The 19,622-nt window shown below is 36.9% G+C and carries 18 protein-coding genes and 1 riboswitch; of the genes, 5 read left to right on the forward strand and 13 right to left on the reverse strand.

Features of this window, described 5'->3' with window-relative positions:
* Nucleotides 1-172 precede the first annotated feature (172 nt).
* The 4 genes from IGM09_RS09720 to IGM09_RS09735 all read left to right on the forward strand — a co-directional run bounded on the left by IGM09_RS09720 (nt 173) and on the right by IGM09_RS09735 (nt 3,966).
* Complete coding sequence (locus IGM09_RS09720; protein WP_002362254.1) at nt 173-1,525, forward strand: Mur ligase family protein; 1,353 nt, start codon at nt 173-175, stop codon at nt 1,523-1,525.
* Nucleotides 1,515-2,207, forward strand: coding sequence for a type 1 glutamine amidotransferase (locus IGM09_RS09725; protein ID WP_002356583.1), 693 nt, complete (start codon nt 1,515-1,517; stop codon nt 2,205-2,207). The genes IGM09_RS09720 and IGM09_RS09725 overlap by 11 nt, the downstream gene beginning before the upstream one ends.
* 114 nt (nt 2,208-2,321) lie before the next feature.
* A riboswitch (PreQ1 riboswitch) is annotated at nt 2,322-2,366 on the forward strand.
* 77 nt (nt 2,367-2,443) lie between these two features.
* Nucleotides 2,444-3,418, forward strand: coding sequence for a nucleoside hydrolase (locus IGM09_RS09730; protein WP_002367139.1), 975 nt, complete (start codon nt 2,444-2,446; stop codon nt 3,416-3,418).
* A 2-nt stretch (nt 3,419-3,420) separates the two neighbouring features.
* Nucleotides 3,421-3,966, forward strand: a complete 546-nt coding sequence (locus IGM09_RS09735) for an ECF transporter S component (RefSeq protein WP_002356581.1) — start codon at nt 3,421-3,423, stop codon at nt 3,964-3,966.
* 55 nt (nt 3,967-4,021) lie between these two features.
* Here IGM09_RS09735 and manA read toward each other — a convergent pair whose 3' ends face one another.
* From manA to licT, 10 genes are all read right to left on the reverse strand, one after another.
* Nucleotides 4,022-4,993 (reverse strand): mannose-6-phosphate isomerase, class I, encoded by a 972-nt coding sequence (manA, locus tag IGM09_RS09740; RefSeq protein ID WP_002356580.1) that lies wholly within the window; start codon nt 4,991-4,993, stop codon nt 4,022-4,024.
* A gap of 41 nt (nt 4,994-5,034) precedes the next feature.
* Complete coding sequence (locus IGM09_RS09745) at nt 5,035-6,078, reverse strand: serine hydrolase domain-containing protein (RefSeq protein ID WP_016616773.1); 1,044 nt, start codon at nt 6,076-6,078, stop codon at nt 5,035-5,037.
* 129 nt (nt 6,079-6,207) lie between these two features.
* Nucleotides 6,208-7,077 carry a VOC family protein gene (locus IGM09_RS09750; protein ID WP_002359617.1) on the reverse strand — a complete coding sequence of 290 codons (870 nt, stop codon included), beginning with the start codon at nt 7,075-7,077 and terminating at the stop codon, nt 6,208-6,210.
* A 161-nt stretch (nt 7,078-7,238) separates the two neighbouring features.
* On the reverse strand, nt 7,239-9,107 hold the full coding sequence (locus IGM09_RS09755) for an ABC transporter ATP-binding protein (protein ID WP_002365026.1): 1,869 nt from the start codon (nt 9,105-9,107) through the stop codon (nt 7,239-7,241).
* Nucleotides 9,104-10,831 carry an ABC transporter ATP-binding protein gene (locus IGM09_RS09760; RefSeq protein ID WP_002374237.1) on the reverse strand — a complete coding sequence of 576 codons (1,728 nt, stop codon included), beginning with the start codon at nt 10,829-10,831 and terminating at the stop codon, nt 9,104-9,106. The genes IGM09_RS09755 and IGM09_RS09760 overlap by 4 nt, the downstream gene beginning before the upstream one ends.
* 20 nt (nt 10,832-10,851) lie before the next feature.
* A complete protein-coding gene (locus tag IGM09_RS09765; RefSeq protein WP_033625098.1) occupies nt 10,852-11,529 on the reverse strand; it encodes a TetR/AcrR family transcriptional regulator in 678 nt (225 codons plus the stop codon).
* Between the two features lie 147 nt (nt 11,530-11,676).
* Nucleotides 11,677-12,246 carry a guanylate kinase gene (locus tag IGM09_RS09770; protein ID WP_002367148.1) on the reverse strand — a complete coding sequence of 190 codons (570 nt, stop codon included), beginning with the start codon at nt 12,244-12,246 and terminating at the stop codon, nt 11,677-11,679.
* A 181-nt stretch (nt 12,247-12,427) separates the two neighbouring features.
* Nucleotides 12,428-13,873: a glycoside hydrolase family 1 protein gene (locus IGM09_RS09775; protein ID WP_002382651.1), complete on the reverse strand. Its 1,446-nt coding sequence runs from the start codon at nt 13,871-13,873 to the stop codon at nt 12,428-12,430.
* Between the two features lie 24 nt (nt 13,874-13,897).
* On the reverse strand, nt 13,898-15,778 hold the full coding sequence (locus tag IGM09_RS09780; RefSeq protein WP_002359609.1) for a beta-glucoside-specific PTS transporter subunit IIABC: 1,881 nt from the start codon (nt 15,776-15,778) through the stop codon (nt 13,898-13,900).
* A gap of 162 nt (nt 15,779-15,940) precedes the next feature.
* Nucleotides 15,941-16,783, reverse strand: coding sequence for a BglG family transcription antiterminator LicT (gene licT / locus IGM09_RS09785; RefSeq protein ID WP_002359608.1), 843 nt, complete (start codon nt 16,781-16,783; stop codon nt 15,941-15,943).
* 301 nt (nt 16,784-17,084) lie between these two features.
* Between licT and IGM09_RS09790 the strand changes: the two genes are divergently transcribed.
* The gene (locus tag IGM09_RS09790; protein WP_002367152.1) at nt 17,085-17,711 is read left to right on the forward strand and encodes an FMN-dependent NADH-azoreductase; all 627 of its coding nucleotides are present in this window, start codon (nt 17,085-17,087) and stop codon (nt 17,709-17,711) included.
* Nucleotides 17,712-17,772: 61 nt separating this feature from the next.
* On the opposite strand, the gene IGM09_RS09795 is transcribed toward IGM09_RS09790, so the two are convergent.
* From IGM09_RS09795 to IGM09_RS09805, 3 genes are all read right to left on the reverse strand, one after another.
* Complete coding sequence (locus tag IGM09_RS09795; protein WP_002381494.1) at nt 17,773-18,942, reverse strand: AI-2E family transporter; 1,170 nt, start codon at nt 18,940-18,942, stop codon at nt 17,773-17,775.
* 4 nt (nt 18,943-18,946) lie between these two features.
* Nucleotides 18,947-19,315: a PTS glucitol/sorbitol transporter subunit IIA gene (locus IGM09_RS09800; protein ID WP_002356567.1), complete on the reverse strand. Its 369-nt coding sequence runs from the start codon at nt 19,313-19,315 to the stop codon at nt 18,947-18,949.
* 127 nt (nt 19,316-19,442) lie between these two features.
* The gene (locus IGM09_RS09805; RefSeq protein ID WP_002356564.1) at nt 19,443-19,619 is read right to left on the reverse strand and encodes a DNA-directed RNA polymerase subunit beta; all 177 of its coding nucleotides are present in this window, start codon (nt 19,617-19,619) and stop codon (nt 19,443-19,445) included.
* Nucleotides 19,620-19,622: the final 3 nt, after the last annotated feature.

Here is a 19,622-nt window from a genome sequence, read left to right on the forward strand (position 1 = left end):
CAAGTCGTCTATTCTCTTTTTTCCTTCACTATTCTACTTTTTCTAAAAGACTTTTTAAATAATAGTAAGAAAAAGTAAAAGGAATTAATTTTTTATTTTAGTTATGGTATGATAGATTGAGTTTAATTTAAAATAACGAAAAATTAAAGATATAGAAATTGGGGGACAACAAATGGGGATTCGAAGTCATTTAGCAATTGCTGCAGGAAAAACTTCGCAATGGGTTTTACAAACATTTTTTAAAGGCGGCAGTAGCTACCCAGGGAAATTAGCCCTAAAAATCGATCCTAAAATTTTAGATACATTGGCAAAAGACTATGAAATTGTCGTAGTCACTGGAACGAACGGCAAAACATTGACAACTGCTTTAACTGTTAACATTTTACGCCAAGAATTTGATGAGGTATTAACAAATCCAACGGGTGCTAACATGGAGCAAGGAATTGTCTCTACTTTTTTAAATGCCAAGGCGAAAAAAGGACAAAAGAAATTTGCGGTTTTAGAAATTGATGAAGCAAGTTTAAGCCGTGTCACTAAATATATTCAACCAAAATTATTTGTTTTTACGAATATTTTCCGCGACCAAATGGATCGCTATGGTGAAATTTATACGACGTATCGCTTAATTATGGAAGGCGCCGCTGCTGCTCCTGAAGCAACTATTTTGTGCAATGGTGATTCGCCAATTTTTAATTCAAAAGAAACTGTAAATCCTCGCAAATACTATGGATTTAATCATTTACCACCGAAAGAGCAATTGGCTCATTACAATACAGATGGGGTTTTATGTCCAAAATGTAATCATATTCTTCATTATAAAATGATTACGTATGCTAATTTAGGTGATTACTATTGCCCAAATTGTGGCTTCAAACGCCCTGAGTTGGATGTGCAGTTAACGGAAATGGTCCGAATGGATAATACATCTGCTGATTTTGTGATTGATGGCGAAGAATACGGCATTGCTGTTGGTGGGATGTATAATGTTTATAATGCGCTAGCGGCCACAGCGGTAGCAGAATATTATCAGGTGGCACCAGATAAAATCCGAGCAGGCTTAGCTTATGATGAAAAAGTTTTTGGGCGTCAAGAAACTATTAAAGTTGGCGATAAAGAATGTACATTAGTTTTAGTAAAAAATCCCGTTGGTTTAAATCAGGTCATTGATATGATGGGCTTAGCCCCTTACTCTTTCTCGCTGGTTTCATTATTAAATGCCAATTATGCAGATGGAATTGATGTCAGTTGGATTTGGGATGGTAATCATGAAGCCTTTGCTGATATGGACATTCCAAAAGTAATTGCTGGCGGTGATCGCCATGAAGATATGGCCTTGCGTTTAAAAGTTGCGGGTATTCCTGAAGAAAAATTACTAGAAATTCCTGATTTGGAGCAAGTAATTTCAGAAATTAAAACGTTGCCGACAGATCATGTCTATATTTTGGCAACCTATACTGCTGTTTTGCAATTAAGAAAATCATTAACAGCCCAAGGGTATATTCAAGGGGGAATGAATGGTGTCTAAAGAATTAGTCGTTTGTCATTTATATGGCAACTTATTAAATACTTACGGAGATAACGGAAATTTATTGATGCTTAAATATTTAACCGAAAAAATGGGCGTTACCTTCCGATCAGAAATTATCAGTATCTACGAACCGTTTGATCCCGAAAAATATGATTTAGTCTTTGTTGGTGGCGGTCAAGACTTCGAGCAATTGATCATCTCAGAAGACATTCAGAATAAAAAAGAAGCTTTGACTTCTTATATTGAAAATGACGGCGTCTTGTTAGCTATCTGTGGTGGTTATCAACTTCTAGGACATTACTATGTCGGCGCACAAGGCGAAAAAATTAAAGGAATCGGTGCATTAGATCATTACACTTTGAGCCAAGACAACAATCGTTTCATTGGTGATATCGAAATTTATAATGAAGAATTTGATGAAACGTATTATGGTTTTGAAAATCATAATGGCATGACTTTTTTAGGAGAAGGTGAACGACCTTTAGGAACAGTCAAACAAGGCAAAGGCAATAACGGTCAAGATAATGGCGAAGGCGTTGTCTATAAAAATGTGTTTGGCTCCTACTTCCACGGTCCAATCTTAGCACGCAACAAAAATCTAGGGATTCGGTTAATTCGGACCGCTTTAGAGAAAAAATATGGTGAACCGATCGCTATTCCTGAAACGCTTTATAAATAAAAGAAGAATCTAGTTCCTACATATAGGGCTAGATTCTTTTTCATTTCTCCGACAACTATTTACATCTTTACAAAATATAGTAAGATAAAGAGGTGCATTTAAAATCGAGAATTTCTCGGACTGGTTCGGAAACTTCCCAGAATAAAAAACTAAGTATCTCTCAATACTAACTCAAGTCATAGCTTTTTTAACAAGAGTTATCATTTGCAGTTAACGAAAAAGGAGGATTGGAAAAAATGCAAAAAGTAATTATTGATTGTGATCCCGGAATTGATGACACGCTTGCTCTCTTGTATGCACTTGCTTCACCAGAGCTAGATGTCCAAGCGATTACAGTTGTTTGCGGAAATGTCCCTGTGGAGATTGGCGTGGGAAATGTTTTTAAATGTTTAGAAAAAGTTAATCGCTTAGATATTCCTGTCTACCAAGGGGCTGCTAGCCCTTTAAAACGGCCATTTGTTAGTGCACAAGATACACATGGCATGGATGGTTTAGGTGAAACTTATTTCCCCAGAACTAGCAAAATCCAAGCACAAGCGCTTTCCGCTGCCGACTATTTAGCACAAACCTTTCAACAAGCCACCGATTGTTCAATCATTGCCCTTGGTCCTTTAACAAACATTGCGTTGGCTTTAAAAAAAGAACCTCTTCTGGGACGAAATCTTCAACGTTTTGTCTCAATGGGTGGTACCTTTAAAAGCCACGGCAATTGCTCTCCTGTTGCAGAATTTAATTATTGGTGTGATCCTGATGCAGCAGCTTGGGTTTTTGAGGAATTAGGTGCAAAAATCGAGATGGTCGGCTTAGATGTCACACGAGAAATTGTTTTTACACCAACAATTCTCAACTATTGTCAACGACTCAACCCCAAAATGGGGAATTACCTCGCTGAGATTACTCAATTTTATTTTGATTTTCATTGGAAATATGAACGTATTTTAGGGTGTGTTATCAACGATCCCTTAGCGGTTGCTTATTTTATTGATCCTACGCTCTGCCAAGGCTTTTCCAGTTACGGACAAATTGTTCCTGACGGCATTGCTATGGGGCAATCAATGATCGATCAGTATCATTTCCAGCAGCAACCAGCTAATTGTCATGTCTTGACTACGGTTGATAGTCAACAGTTTTTCGTGAAGTTTCTATCCATTCTTTTAAATGTACAAATAGATGAGATCGAAAGAGATTTCAAAAATTTAAGGATGGGATAACCATGAAAAAAATAACACCACGAATCATTACAATTATCGCTTTTAGTGTTGCTTTAAATTACCTCGGCAGTACCATTGCGTTACTCCTTCGTTTACCAATTTATCTTGATAGCGTGGGAACTATTTTTACAGGTGCGTTATTAGGCCCACTCTTTGGTGCACTGACAGGTATTTTAACAAGTCTATTAACTGGATTGACAACGGATATCTTTTCTCTGTATTATTCACCTGTCCAACTCTGCACAGGAATTTTAGCAGGTTTGCTCCTTCATCAGCAGTTAAAAGTAACCAAATTACCATTTAAAACGTTATGGTTAACGATACCAGGAACAGTGATTTCTTCCTTAATCACAGTTTGTTTATTTGGTGGAATTACTTCTGCTGGCTCCAGCATAATTGTCCAATTTTTATATGGTTTAGGCTTAAATCAGCTAGCAAGCGTCCTGTTGGTTCAATTGATAACAGATTACGGGGATCGTCTGCTATCAGTCATCATCGTCACAGCTGTTATCGCTGCCTTACCTAAACGTTCCTTTATAACAAAATAAACTGTTTTAATGCCAAAAAATGAGGAAATCATCTGTTGATGATCTCCTCATTTTTTTAGCGACTGCCAGGTTCTGAAGCTATAATCGTTAAATCACCTTCAAAACGCCAGCTCGGAATATCTGTTGGAAAGATAAAGCTATCGCCTTTTTTCAAATCAAAAGTAGCCACATCTGCTTTTGCAGCATCTTCTGTAATCAATCGACCCACACCTTCAATAACTGTTGCTAATGTATAAGGTGCTTGTTTTTTGACTTTTAGAATCCCACTGACACGCCACTCATAGACATTAAAGAAATCTGTTTTTACATAAGTAACAATGCTTGATTGTCCTTGATTTTCTTGTTGAATAGAGAGATCAGGATCCTTTGCCGGAACGGTTGTCACATCAATGGATTGTTGAATATGCAATTCCCGGGTCTTTCCTTGATCATCTGTTCGATCATAATCATAAACCCGATACGTAGTATCACTGCTTTGTTGCGTTTCTAAAATTAAAATACCCGAGCCGATGGCATGAATAGTGCCGCTTGGTACATAATAAAAATCGCCTTTTTTCACTGGTACTTTTCTTAAAAGATCGTCCCAACGACCTTCTTCAATCATTTCAGCTAGTTCTTCTTTTGTTTTCGCGTGATGTCCATAAATGATTTCAGCGCCAGGTTCTGCATCAATAATGTACCAACATTCAGTTTTGCCTAGCTCGCCTTCATGTTTTTGACCATATGCATCATCAGGATGAACTTGCACGGATAAATCATCTTCAGCATCTAAAATTTTCGTTAATAATGGAAAGACAGCGCCACCTGCATGGCCGAATAACTCTTGATGGTCTGCCCACAATTCATCTAATTTTTTTCCTTTAAATTCGCCATTTAAAACAGTACTAACGCCATGTGGATGTGCACTGATGGCCCAATCTTCACCAATTTTATCGCTCGGTAAATCGAAACCAAATAGCGTGTGTAGACGATTGCCGCCCCAAATTTTTTCTTGAAAAACAGGTTGTAAAAATAATGGTTCTTGCATTGACTGTGACCTCCCAAATTGAATTCGCTCTCATTATATCACTAAAAACTAGTCATTTCATCTGAAACTGATGATTTCTCTTTTAAATAGGTTGCCAACAACTGATCTCTTTCTTCGATATAAGTATTCCGGTGGTCCTCTGGATGGACTCGATTAGATAAAAAGATAAACGCTGATTGTTGTCGCACATCAATTAGCAAAAAAGTGCCTGTATAGCCTGTATGGAATAATAATGGCCGTTGCGTAGCTACATCATATTTAAAATCCCAGCCTAGAGAACGTGGTTTATCTGCAGCTGGCACTTGGTTAACTAGTAACAAATCAATTGTCTCTTTTTTCAAGAATTGGTGATTGTGATAACTGCCTCGATTTAAATACATTCGAACAAATTTTGTTAAATCATAGACATTGCTAAACAAGCCAGCATTCCCTGCATGTTCCCGTAAAACAAATGCCTTAGGATCATGGGTTGTACCTCGAATCAACCCTCTTTGTTCATGTAATTCTGTTGGCACACAGTTTAAAAGATTCTTTGGTAGAAACGTACTTTCGTTCATCCCTAAAGGAAGCAATACTCGCTCAGATAAAATTTCTATCATTGATTGCTGGAACATTTCTTCTAACATAAAGCCTAATAAAATAGTCCCTGCATCTGTATAAACAACTTTTTTACCTATCGCTTTGCCTGCGTGAAATGAATGATTGTAGGCGTCTTTTAATTCTTGGGCATTCAGCTGATCACGATTAGGAATATAGCCTTGTAAATCTGCCGTATGTGTCAACAAATGCCGGATTGTAATATTAGAATCTTGAAAAGAGGGATAATAAGTTTGTAATGATTGATCTAGAATAATTTTTCCTTCTTCCACTAATTGCAAAATAACGGTGGTGGTGCCGACTACTTTGGTTAAAGAAGCCACATCAAACAGCATGGCCGAGGTTAATTGTTCTTTGGTGGGTTTTACTTGTGCGAGTCCCCAACAATTGCTCTCCTCTTTTTCACCTTCAATGAAACAAAAACTAGCCCCCGAAAAAACACTTTTTTTCATCATATTTTGAATTTTCCACTTTGTTTTTTCGTACATTTTTTCACCTACTATTTTTAATATTAAAGGAAAAGTCTAGAATAAGTCCCGAACAAAAGCAGCGTTAAACTTTTATTCCGACTTTATTCCAGACTTGCTAAAACAAGCTTATTTTGTCTGTCTAAGCGTTTATTTTAAGACAAACCACCATTCCAAGCCAATTGGATCAAACACAGTGACAATCGCTTTTTTCTGGTCAATAAAGAACTCTTGATTTTTTGCCGTTAATTGTTGCTCCATTGCTAAAATATGTTCTTGATCAGAGAGCTTAATGGTAAAGAAATCTAAACCTAAGTGTGGATCAGGTAATTGATCCACTTCACTTGTTTCAGGTTTTTGGAATCCAATAGTTGCTTTGCCATCTTCTAAAACAAATTGATCTTTTTCATTGCGTTTTAAACCCAGAACTTCCTCATAGTATGCTTTTATTTCTTTTTGATTGTTTGTTTTTAATTGCACATGCGCTAAATATGAGCCAGCGGCTAACCCTTGATGTGGCTCTAAGTCCTCACTGATAAGATCTTTAAGCACAATTGGTTGCTTTTCAGAAGTCGAATTTGCTGTTGCTTCATCGTGAAAAATCTCAAATTGATTGCCTTCAAGATCAGTAATGAACATGCTTTGTCGTGTGCCAATTTGGAAACTTTCATCAATTGGGTAGTCTTGCTCAAGCACTCGTTGAGCAATTTGTAAAAATTCTTTTTCCGTAGGAACTTTAATTGAAAAATAAGCCATTTGCTTTTCTTCATTATGAAAATCTTCGGCTTTTCTAGTTTCTTCTAAAATTAATAATTGCGTTCCTGCTTCACGTGTACCCCAGATAGACAGGTTATTTTCTTCTGACTTTAAAACAAAACCCATTACTTTTTTATAAAAGTCGACCATTTCGCCAACTTTTTTCGCACGAATGGCAATTGTTTTTAATGTCGCAGCTTTTTCTAATTGAAATTCAGTCATTTTTTCTGTTACCTCCATTTTCTTCTCTCCCATTTTATACATCTCTTGCTATTTCATCAAGTAATATCCTGTTTTTCTCAAAAGAAAATAGAAATTTTTCAATTTCGCCAACTTTTTGTCAAAAAAATAAGGCTTCAGGAACCAGTCTTTACGACTATGGTTCCTGAAGCCTCATCATGAATTACTATTTTTTGCTTCGCCTTTTAGGCTACTTCTTCTGAAAACTGACTGTTATATAAATCAGCATAAAAACCGTTTTTCGTCATTAATTCATCGTGGGTTCCTGTTTCCACAATTGAACCTTCTGCCATAACGATAATCGTATCAGCATCACGGATAGTCGACAAGCGATGAGCAACTACAAAGCTGGTCCGATTTTCCAATAAACGATTCATTGCTGCTTGAATCAGTATTTCTGTTCGAGTGTCCACACTTGAGGTGGCTTCATCCAAAATTAAAACGTCTGGATTTGCTAAGAATGCTCGAGCAATTGTAATTAATTGTCGTTGACCTTGAGAAATATTGCTGGCTTCTTCATTTAAAATCGTTTGGTAGCCTTCTGGTAATTTTCTGACAAAATCATCCACATGGGCTGCTTTCGCCGCACGGATCACTTCTTCTTCGCTCGCTTGGTCATTACCATAATGAATATTGTCATAGATACTTCCAGTGAACAACCAAGTATCTTGAAGAACCATTGAGAAGTGTGCTCGCAACTCTTCGCGAGATAAATCGCGCGTATCTACGCCATCATATTTGATGCTGCCGCTACTAATATCATAGAAGCGTTCCAATAAGTTAATTAGGGTTGTTTTTCCAGCACCTGTTGGGCCCACGATTGCGACCATTTCCCCAGGTTTAACATTTAAATTGAAATCTTTCATTAATAATTTCTCTGGTGAATAGCCAAAAGCAACATGTTCAAAAGAAACACGATAAGGACTATCTGTTTCCACTGGTACGCCAGAAGGTTCATCCACCATTTCTTCTTCATCTAATACTTCAAAGACACGTTCTGCCGAAGCCACCGTAGCTTGGATTGTATTCATTAAATTAGCGATTTGAGTAATCGGTTGTGAAAATTGATTGGTATATTGAAGAAATGCTTGGACATCCCCTAAATCCATCATACCATTCGCTACTTTTACGCCACCAAGGACTGCAACAAACACGTAGCCTAGATTTTTGATAAAGTTCATTAAAGGCATAATGATCGCTGAAATAAATTGTGCTTTGCGACCAGCATGATATAATTTTTCATTTTCTTTTTCAAATACTTCTTGATCACTTTCTTCGTGGTTGAAACTTTTTACTACTACGTGACCACCGTAGGTTTCTTCGACTTGGTTATTCAATAATCCTAAGCTTTTTTGTTGAGCCGCAAAATGTTTTTGCGAGCGAGGTGCCACAACCATCACAACAATTAAACTTAATGGCACTGTTGCTAAAGCAATTAGTGTTAACTGCCAGCTAATGGTCAGCATCATCCAAAGTACACCCACAAATGTCACGATACTGGTAATTAATTGGGTTAAGTTTTGTTGTAAAGTACTCGCAATATTATCCATGTCGTTAATTGCCCGTGACATAATGTCCCCATTACTATGAGTATCATAATAGGAAATTGGAACTTTGTTCATTTTCGCTTCTAATTCTTGACGTAATTCATAAACTGTTCGCTGTGAAACACGTGTCATAATTACTTGCTGCAAGAAATTAAAGACAGCAGAAATAAGGTACATGGCAATAACAATTAATAAAATTTGACCGATTTTGTCAAAATCAATTGGAAAAGAAGTTATTTTTAAGCCTTGTTTCATTTCAGCAGCGCCTTTCATGACGCCTTTAAAAATTTCAGTTGTTGCCTGTCCTAATACTTTTGGTGTTTGAATTTGGAAAACGACGGCTGCGATTGCTAATACTAAGACAGCAATAATTGACAGCATTCGTTTAGACATGTACCGAAATAAACGTTTCACTGTTTTCCAGAAATTTTTTGGTTTTGGCCCTTTTGCGCCAATGTTACGTCCTGGTCCCCCGCCCATTGGTCCGCCTTTTGGTCGACTACTCATGCAAGGTCCTCCTCTCTCAATTGAGAATGTACAATTTCTTGATACGTTTGGTTATTCGCTAATAACTCTTCATGCGTTCCTTTACCAACTAATTTCCCTTCGTCTAATACTAAAATTGTCGATGCTTCCATAACCGTACTTACACGTTGGGCTACTAAAACGACAATTGCATCCGTCATCTGCTCTTTTAAGGCTTTTCTTAAATTAGCATCTGTTTTGAAATCCAATGCAGAAAAGGAATCATCAAAAACATAGACATCTGCTGGTTTTACTAAAGCACGAGCAATAGCCAACCGCTGGCGTTGTCCGCCAGAAAAATTACCGCCGCCTTGTTCGACATGACTATCCAAACCTTCTGCCAATTCTGAAACAAACGCCTTCGCCTGCGCGATTTCTAAGGCTTGCCAAATTTCTTCATCGGTCGCATTTGGGGCGCCGTATTGCATATTTTCACGAATCGTTCCTGTAAATAAAACAGCCTTTTGCGGTACAAAGCCAATCATTTCTCGTAAATTATGCTGTGACGTTTCTTTAATGTTTTTACCATTTAGCAAAATTTTGCCAGATTCAACATCATAAAAACGTGGTAAAAGATTAACCAGCGTTGTTTTCCCAGAACCTGTCCCACCAATAATTGCGACCGTCTCCCCAGATTTTGCTGAAAAATCTATATCTTCCAGTGCTAAGTTTTCAGCATGCTGGTAACGATAATTAACATGTTCAAATGCCAATGTTGCTTTGTCGCCTTTTAGAGAGAGTAGTTCTGGATTGGGTACATCTTTGATTTCTGAATCAGTATTTAGCACCTCATTAATCCGATCAGCAGAAGCTTGCGCCCGCGGTACCATGACAAAAATCATAGATAACATCATGAAACTCATCAGAATTTGCATGGCATAAGTCATAAAGGCAATTAAGTTCCCTACTTCTAGTTGCATTTCCGCAATATAATGACCGCCAAACCAGGTGATTGCAATATTGGTACCGCTCATAATGAGTGTCATTAAAGGAATCATCAAAGCGACAATCGTATTCACTTTAATCGCCGTTTGTGTATAATCCTTATTGGCTTCATCAAAACGTTGTTCTTCATAGTTTGCTTTGCCAAAGGCCCGAATCACACGAACCCCTGTCAGTCCTTCACGAAAAACTAAATTTAAACGGTCTGTTTTCTTTTGCATGCTTTTAAATAACGGAACCGCTAAAAACATGATACCTCCCACTAAAACAGCCATAATTGGTAAAACATATAGAAAAATTTTCGTTAATTGCGGGTCCTTATTATACGCCATAAAGCTTGCACCAATTAACGTTAAAGGTGCGTTAATCATTAAACGTAAAAACATTTGCATAACCATTTGAATCTGATTGACATCATTGGTTGTTCGTGTAATTAGCGAAGCTGTCCCAAATTTATCAAATTCATTATTAGAAAAATTTTCAACTTTTCGATAAATATCAGTCCGTAATTTTTTACCTAAACTTTGTGATTCTTTGGTGGCAAAAAAGGTATTTCCAATAGAAGCGACAATGCTAATCAAAGAAAAGCCTAACATGACAACTCCTGTACTCCAAATATAGTTAATATCTCCTTTAGCGACACCGTCATTAATGATATTAGATGTTAATGTGGGCAGATATAAATCTGCGATAATTTGCACGATCATAAATAAAACCGCTGCAAAGACCGACCATAACGACATCCGTTTGACTAGTTTAATCAACTAACTTCTCCTCCTTTTTGCTACTTATAAGCGCCATTTTTCAACCAATTTAATTTCATTTTTAATTGTTTGACTGCTTCAGTTGAATCATAGGCAGTATTTTCTCTTTGTTGACGATACCCATCAACAATTGTTGAGAAAACGGCATGCATCGCCGTCTGCATGAACCATGTGAATTCTTTTGGCGTTTCAATGGTTAATTTCGAACGATCAATTATTTGATAAAGATGTTCTGCATAGGCAGCATGGCCTTTTCTTCCTCTATGCTTATGACAGTTCTGTTTCCTATTTTTTTCCTCTTCTCCAGTCGCTAAATTATCCGTCACCCGACGTGAAGCACGATAATCCATGTTGACAAATAAATTCCGATAGAAAGAAGCATTCTCTCCCGTTAGCACTTCGACAATCATTTTGGAGAAATAGACATCCATGGCTTCGATTAAATCACCATTTTCTGCAATAATTTGTTTCTCTAAATCTCGTTCACTATTTTTTCTTAATGTCGCAAAGTAATAAAAATACAAATCTTCTTTGTTCTCAAAATATTGATAAAAGCTACCGCGAGGAATTTCCGCTAATTTAACAATATTTGCAATTGACGCTTCTTGTAAAGAATGGCGTGAAAATTCAATTTGCGCAGCATCTAATAAGCGTTGTTGCTTTTCTTCTGGCAAATGAAAAAACGTATTCGTAGGCATATTTGTGTTCCTCCCTTTTATGACACATTGTCATATGACACCATGTCATTATAGCACTCTCTATTCAGAATGCAAGTTTTTTACAAAAAAAATCAAGCACCTAGCAAGACAAAATTGATGTTAGATTCTGTCTCACCAGTTGCTTGATTAATAATAGTGTTTGATGCATTCTTGTAACAAGCCAGCGACCTCTTTTATAGGTCCATTGGCATCTATTCGTTGATAATTAGGATATTGTTCCAATTGGTTTTTGATAAGAATTTCTTGATCATAAAGGTTTAAACGTTCTTCAATAATTTTAGGATCAGATTCTCGTTGCTTTAAACGTTGATAAATATTTTCTTTTGAAACGTCAAAAAAAACTGGAATGACGGACTCGCCAAAACGCTCAAAGACCGCTTGAAAGCCTGGAAAAGTTAACGCATTATAGGCTGGATGCTCTTTCGTTGTTTCAACGATGGCAGCTACACCGACACCGTAATAGTTTCCATGGTAAAAATCATACTCCACTAACTGATTGGTTTCAATCAAGGTTTGAAAACTTGCTTTTGTTTCAAAATAGTAATCCACACCATCCACTTCATCCAACCGTTTTTTCCTCGTAGTATGCGAGATAACTTTATAGTTTTTCGGAAAAACCTTACTTGTAATTGCGGTCTTGCCAGAACCACTAGGACCCATAATAACAAAAAATGGATGTTGTAATTGCTTAATCATTAGAAACGCTCCTCTCAGTTGTTTCTATTATAACGTATTGTGCACTATTTTGAAAAATTGACAAAAAAGAGCTTGGGCCAAAAATCACTTTAGATTTTTGGCCCAAGCTTAAAAATTAATAGACGGCGGGAACAGAAGCAACAACCTGCTACGCTTATCTTGTTTTGTTTAATTACAATAACTAGTCTAAGTTTTGTCCATTAGTTTCGATAACTTGTTTGTACCAATTAAACGATTTTTTTTCATAACGGTTTTTAGTACCATTTCCTTCATCGTCTAAATCAACGTAAATAAACCCATACCGTTTACTCATTTCACCTGTGGAAGCACTGACTAAATCAATACAGCCCCACGGCGTATAGCCCATTAAATCGACGCCATCTGCAACTGCTTCTGCCATTGCTTCAATATGACGACGTAAATAATCAATCCGATAGTCGTCTGCCACATAGAAATTTTCGTCTACTTTATCAATTGCACCTAAGCCGTTTTCCACAATAAATAAAGGTTTTTGATAACGATTATATAATTCATTTAGGGCAATTCGTAAGCCTTCGGGATCAATTTGCCAACCCCATTCACTTGCTTCTAAGAAGGGATTTTTAACGCCGCCTAAAAGATTCCCATTTGCTGTATCGTTGGTAGTACCAGTAACATCGACAGCAGTCGACATATAATAACTAAAGCCAATGTAATCCACTGGGTATTCTTTTAATAATTCTAAATCGCCTTCTTCAATGACTAAGTCTTTCACAGCATATTTTTGATATATGCGTTCTGCGTATGCTGGATATTCACCACGAACTTGAACATCTGTACAATAATAATTAAACTCTTGGTTTTCAATCATTGTAGCAACTTGATTGACTGGATTCGAATCAATGCCATACGTTGTTGCATAAATAATCATACATCCAATTTTTAATTCTGGATTTAATTCATGGCCAATTTTTACAGCTTTACTACTTGCAACAAATTGATTATGCCAGGCTTGGAAAATGTTTTGATAATCATTGGCTCCATTGCTTTTTACCAATCCTTGACTAAGTGCTGGAAAATGAAAAGCTGAATTAATTTCATTGAATGTCATCCAATAGTTAACTTTTTGGTGGTAACGTGTTAAAACAGTTTCCGCAAAACGTTCATAAAAGTCAACTAATTGACGATTTTTCCACCCGCCGTATTCTTTCGCTAAATGCAGTGGCATTTCATAATGAGAAATCGTAATTACTGGTTCAATGTTATAGCTTAAACATTCATCGATAACCGCATCATAAAATTTCAAGCCGGCTTCATTCGGTTGTGTTTCATCTCCTTGTGGAAAAATACGCGACCACGCAATTGAAAAGCGATAACATTTAAAGCCCATTTTAGCAAACAACGCAATGTCCTCTTTAAAGCGATCATAGTGATCAATTCCTGTATGATTAGGGTAGCGATATTTCGTTTCGTCAATCGTCCAATCAAACGCTTCATCTCCTAAAATAGCGAAACGTTGTTTTCCTCCAGGCATCGCATCTGCCACAGATAACCCTTTACCATCGGCTAAGTAAGCCCCTTCTAATTGATTGGCTGCGGTCGCACCGCCCCATAAAAATCCTTTTGGAAATTTTGTCGTTGTTGTCATACTTGTTCCTCCTCCAATTGTCTTTTATTTAATAATGGCTAAAAAGTCTTCACCATGTAACACGTCTGTTTGGTTCATATCCAAAACATCTAAATAATCATTCGTATTCGTTACCACAATCGGTGTAACTACTGGATAACCAGCTTCTTTAATGGCAGCAATATCAAAAGTAACCAGCAAATCTCCTTTTTTAACAGAATCACCTTGTTTCACTGATAATTCAAAGCCTTTACCATCTAATTCGACCGTATCCATGCCAATATGCATTAATAATTCAACGCCCTCTGTTGTCGTCAAGCCAACAGCATGTCCTGTCGGAAATAATGTGGTGATTTCACCATCTGCGGGTGCATACAGTTTGCCTTCAGTCGGCTCAATTGCAACACCTTTTCCTAAAGCACCTGAAGCAAAAACAGGGTCTTGTACTTTTTCTAGCGGTAAAATTTCACCTTGAAGTGGACTTGCTAAAATAATTTTGTCTTCTTGATTCGTTTTTACAGGTGCCACCATCTTATCAGTTTCTGTTTTTTCAGTTGCTGTTTCTGGATTAGGTTGATCTTCAAAACGTAAGACAAACGTTAAGACAAACGCAATGATAAAGGCAATTCCGGCACCAATTGCACCAGTAATCATCGGTGCAGTATCTTTTGTCTCTGCAGGAATAAAGCCAGGTAAGCTCAACATACTAACCAAGCCAAACGTAAAGTTTTTCACGTGATTCATAGCCACAAATGCACCACCGATACCGCCACCAATACAAGCTGCAATAAATGGTTTTTTCAATGGTAAAGTCACGCCATATACAGTTGGTTCAGTAATTCCAAAAATAGTCGTAATACTTGAAGACAAAGCCAAACCTTTTAGTTTCACATTTTTTGTTAGGAAAAAGACAGCTAAAGCAGCCCCACCTTGTGCAATAACGGCTGGTAATAACATTGGTACCATCGTATCGCCACCTTGTGTTAAGTTTAACATCATAATTGGTACAAAGCCCCAATGCATACCAAACATTACCAAGACTTGCCACAACGAACCCATTAATAACCCTGCGATAATTGGACTAAAAGCGTAAATTGCGTTGTATCCTTGTCCCAACCAATCGCCGATGACCGTCCCGATAGGACCAATAGCTAAGAAGGTAACAGGTGCCATAATAAGGAAAACAGCTAACGGAACGCAGATAATTTGTAGAAAACTCGGAATTACTTTTTTGAAGAAACGTTCCACATAACTTTGTGCAAAAACAGCCAAAATAATTGGTAAAACCGAAGAAGTATAGCCACTTGGCCCAATAATCACTGGAAGACCAGCAAAGCTAATTGTTTTGCCTGCTAAAGCAGTAATGCTGGGATGAACTAAGGCCATCGCCAAAGCAACCGCTAAAAAGGGATTAGTATTGAATTTTTTAGCAGCCGTAAACGCTAACATAATTGGTAAGAAAGTAAATAAACCATCTGCAATCGAAAAGAGAACAAGATATACGCCTGAAGTGTCAGCTAACCAGCCCATAGTTACAGCCAATGTTAAGAAGCCTTTTAAAACCCCAGCGCCGGCCATTGCACCTAAAAACGGTGTAAAAATAGAAGAAATAATATCAATTAAACGGTTAAAGATATTTCCGCCACTTTCTTTTTCTCTATTATCAGAATCATTACCTAGTCCACTGTTGGCCATCAAATCCTTATAGACATCACTAACGTGACTGCCAATAACCACTTGATATTGTCCTGCACTTTGAACTACCTGAATAACATCTGGGTCAGCATTCAATGCAGCTGTATCTGCTTTATTCTCATCTTTTAATTTAAAACGTAAGCGTGTAGCACAGTGAACAACACTATTAACGTTGCCTTCGCCCCCAACAGCTTTTAACACACGTGCTGCAATTTCTTGATTTTTACTCATCTCTAGATCCTCATTTCCATTAATTTTTAATATCAAAAAAACCTACATTGAAAAAGAGCCAGATCCTTCTCTTCACAGCTGCGCAGTCTGCGAAAATTGTTATCGGTTTTTTCAATCTAGGTTTTGCCTGCATTATCAGTAACAATCCGCGATTATTGGTTGTTATGCTTTTTTATCATTGACCACTCTTTGGATATGAATGGTTAAATAAATCATTTCCGCTTGATCAATTGGTCGATCATAGCTTTTTAATAAATACTCATTAATACGTTGGACCGCTTGAAACGCCTTAGGATACTTTCCTTGGACCAAAGCAAAAAGAAATTCGTCCTCCTCATCATGCGCTTCTTGTTTTAAATAACGTTGCGCAAAATATTGAAGATGTGTAACAATTCGTTGATAGTTCAATGAATCTTCATCAAACACCTGTCCAAAGTAGCGACTAATAATCGTTAAAATATCACGAACCATCTTGGTTGCTTCCATGGTAACTTCCATATTGCCATTTCCTTGTTCAGCATTCACAATATGAAAAGCAATGAAGCCCGCTTCATTTTCTGAAAATTGAACCCCTAGCTTTTCAGCAATAATCGCTAATGCTTGCTTTGCGATTTCAAATTCTTTAGGATAAAATTTGCGTGTTTCGAATACAAGAGGATTCGGAATATCAATTCCTTCTTTGGCTCGAAGTAACGCATAGTGAATATGATCCGTTAAAGTTAAATAAATATTTGATGAAAGCTCAATCGCTAGCGTTGTTTCTGCTAAATCAACGATTTGTTTGACGACTTCTACTTCTTTGGTGGGGACGTCTTCAAACAGCTGCTGGAATTGTCCTGCCATAGCGGAGTCCTTTAACACGAATTCCTTTTCAACATAATCTGGATTGATCGTGTCTCCAATCTTCTTTTGAAAGGCTAAGCCGCGTCCCATATAAACAATTTCTTCGCCTTGCTCATTTCTTGAAAGCACGACATTATTATTTAAAACTTTTTCAATCCTCATGATGAATGCAACCTCACTTTTTTATAAAAAAAGCCCAGAATCCCTCCACTGATTGTGTTAATGGAAGACTCTGGTTTTGCCTGCAAAGCAGTAACAATCCTTATTTACAAAGTAATAATAGCATGCTTTTTTTTAATATGCAAGCCTTTCCAAAAAAATATTTTTATTTATTTTTTACTCTGTTGATCCATTTTAAAAAAAAGTTTACTAAAAGTAAAAAAAAGACTTGCTTTCTCTTACTTTTTATTAGTAAAATAGAGATGTTGAATTTTTAAACTATTTATTTTAAGGAGATTACACAATGTCAAAATTATTAGTTGTTAAAGCACATCCATTAACAAAAGAAGAATCACGCTCAGTTCGTGCGTTAGAAACATTTTTAGCTTCATACCGTGAAACAAATCCATCAGACGAAATCGAAATTTTAGATGTTTATGCACCAGAAACAAACATGCCGGAAATCGATGAAGAATTATTATCTGCTTGGGGTGCACTTCGCGCTGGCGCAGCATTTGAAACATTAAGCGAAAACCAACAACAAAAAGTGGCTCGTTTTAATGAATTAACTGATCAATTTTTATCTGCAGACAAAGTAGTAATTGCTAATCCAATGTGGAACTTAAACGTACCGACACGCTTAAAAGCTTGGGTAGATACAATCAACGTTGCTGGAAAAACATTCCAATATACTGCAGAAGGACCAAAACCTCTAACAAGTGGTAAAAAAGCCTTACACATCCAATCAAATGGCGGCTTCTACGAAGGAAAAGATTTTGCTTCTCAATACATTAAAGCGATTCTAAACTTTATTGGCGTTGATCAAGTTGACGGATTATTCATCGAAGGAATCGATCATTTCCCTGATCGCGCGGAAGAACTTTTAAATACTGCCATGACCAAAGCAACTGAATACGGTAAAACATTCTAAATTTTCCGAGTGATTTACAGCAAAAAGAGACAAGCAGTTCGTTCACTGCTTGTCTCTTTTGTTACGTAGATTCTTGTTGATCTGGCTTATCTTCATCATACAAACCGGAAACAATTTGGTACCACTCAAAAATGTGTGTAATTATCACCTTAGCTGCGGCATAAACAGGAATTCCTAAAATCACCCCGACAATCCCAAATAGTTTACCAGACGTTAATAAAACAACCAAAATGGTGACTGGATGAATGGATAACTGACTGCCTAGGACAAGTGGTGAAATAAACCGACCTTCGACCGTTTGCTCAATGGCAAAAACAATCAAGACTTTAATTAACAAAGCTGGCCCACTGACAATTCCTAAAAAGACTGCTGGAATCATGGCTAAAAATGACCCTAAATAAGGGATTAAATTTAAAAAGCCTGCTGCAATACCTAAAGTGACTGCATAATCTAAGCCAATGACAGAAAAACCAATCATAAACATAATTGCCACTGCGAAAGCGACAGTTAATTGTCCTCTAATATAAGAAGAGACTTGATCATTGACTTCTGCAAGAACTTTTAAGGTTGGTTTACGCATCTTCACTGGTAAAAACTTCATTAAATATGGCGCTAAGTTTTTGCCATCTTTCAGTAAATAAAATAGAATAAAGGGCATCGTAATGATGGCGACAAAGATCGTAGCCACCGCCCCAAAGAAATTACCAATTCCTTGTACTGTGAACGTTGAGACGTTTTTAATGATGGTACCTAACGAACTGACAACTTTATCGCCTGCCGCTTCAAGTTGTTCTCTAAATTGCGCGAAAAGTGGATCACTTAATATTTCCTGCGATTTTTGATCAATTGTATCAATATATTGAGGAAAATGATTTACAAAGCTGACAGATTGCTCACGAATTTTAGGAACGATTACAATACCACCCCAAATGAGTAGTGCCACAATTAAAATAAATAGGCCGATAATACTCCAGACACGTGAGATTTGTTTTTTCTCTAAATAATCGACAATCGGATTTAATAAATAATATAAAATCCCCGCCATAATTACTGGTAAGCCGACAACGCCAAAAAACTGCCAGACGGGCTTAAATAAATAAGAAACTTTCGTAAAAGTTAGAATAATTAACAGCACCAATAAGACAATCAGTAAGGCTGTTACTACTTGATTATTTAAAAACCAACGCCAAAACCAAGACAGGCGTTTATCAGTCGTTTGTTTTTTATCCATTGATTCACGCTCCATTTACTAAGTAATCAATTGTTGTTCCAATCGTTATCTTTGGTAACTGATGGGGCGTTAAATAAACACCATTTCGGATAACATCATCCTCATCGGTTGGTGCATCAGCAAAGATTAAAGTGCTGTGAGCGATACTTTGCAAGTTACTATTGGCAAAAGAACCCACTTTTGTAATTGTATAGTTTGTATCGCCAATTTTCAGATGATCTCCTTCTGCCAAGGTAACTTGGTCTTTTTCTGGGAATGATTGAATAACTGCATGTTGCTTCAAGGTATCGGTAGCAGTTTCACCAAAAAGAATAATCATTTTTTCTGAATCATCGATTGCATGTTTGCCTATTTCTGTTACGGTTGCTTGCATCTTCCATCCCACTCCTTCATTATCTTACTTCTATTATTATAGCATAGAATAAAATAGATATTCAGGAAAAAGAAAAGGCGATGAACAATCGTCAATTGACTTTTGTTCACCGCCTTAAAATAAGTTTTTATTTAAAGAAGTTCATAATATGAGTCCAAATTTTTTCATCAAAGACATCCATCGGATTCCCATTTCCAATCAAACCATAACCAATCATTGTTCCCACAACAAATAAGATAATGACTAACGAAATGACCACTAGAATTTTCAATAATGTTACTAAAATATAACGAAATGAACTCATACG

Source organism: Enterococcus sp. DIV0167 (genome assembly GCF_050541555.1).
GTDB classification, from domain to species: Bacteria; Bacillota; Bacilli; order Lactobacillales; family Enterococcaceae; genus Enterococcus; species Enterococcus faecalis.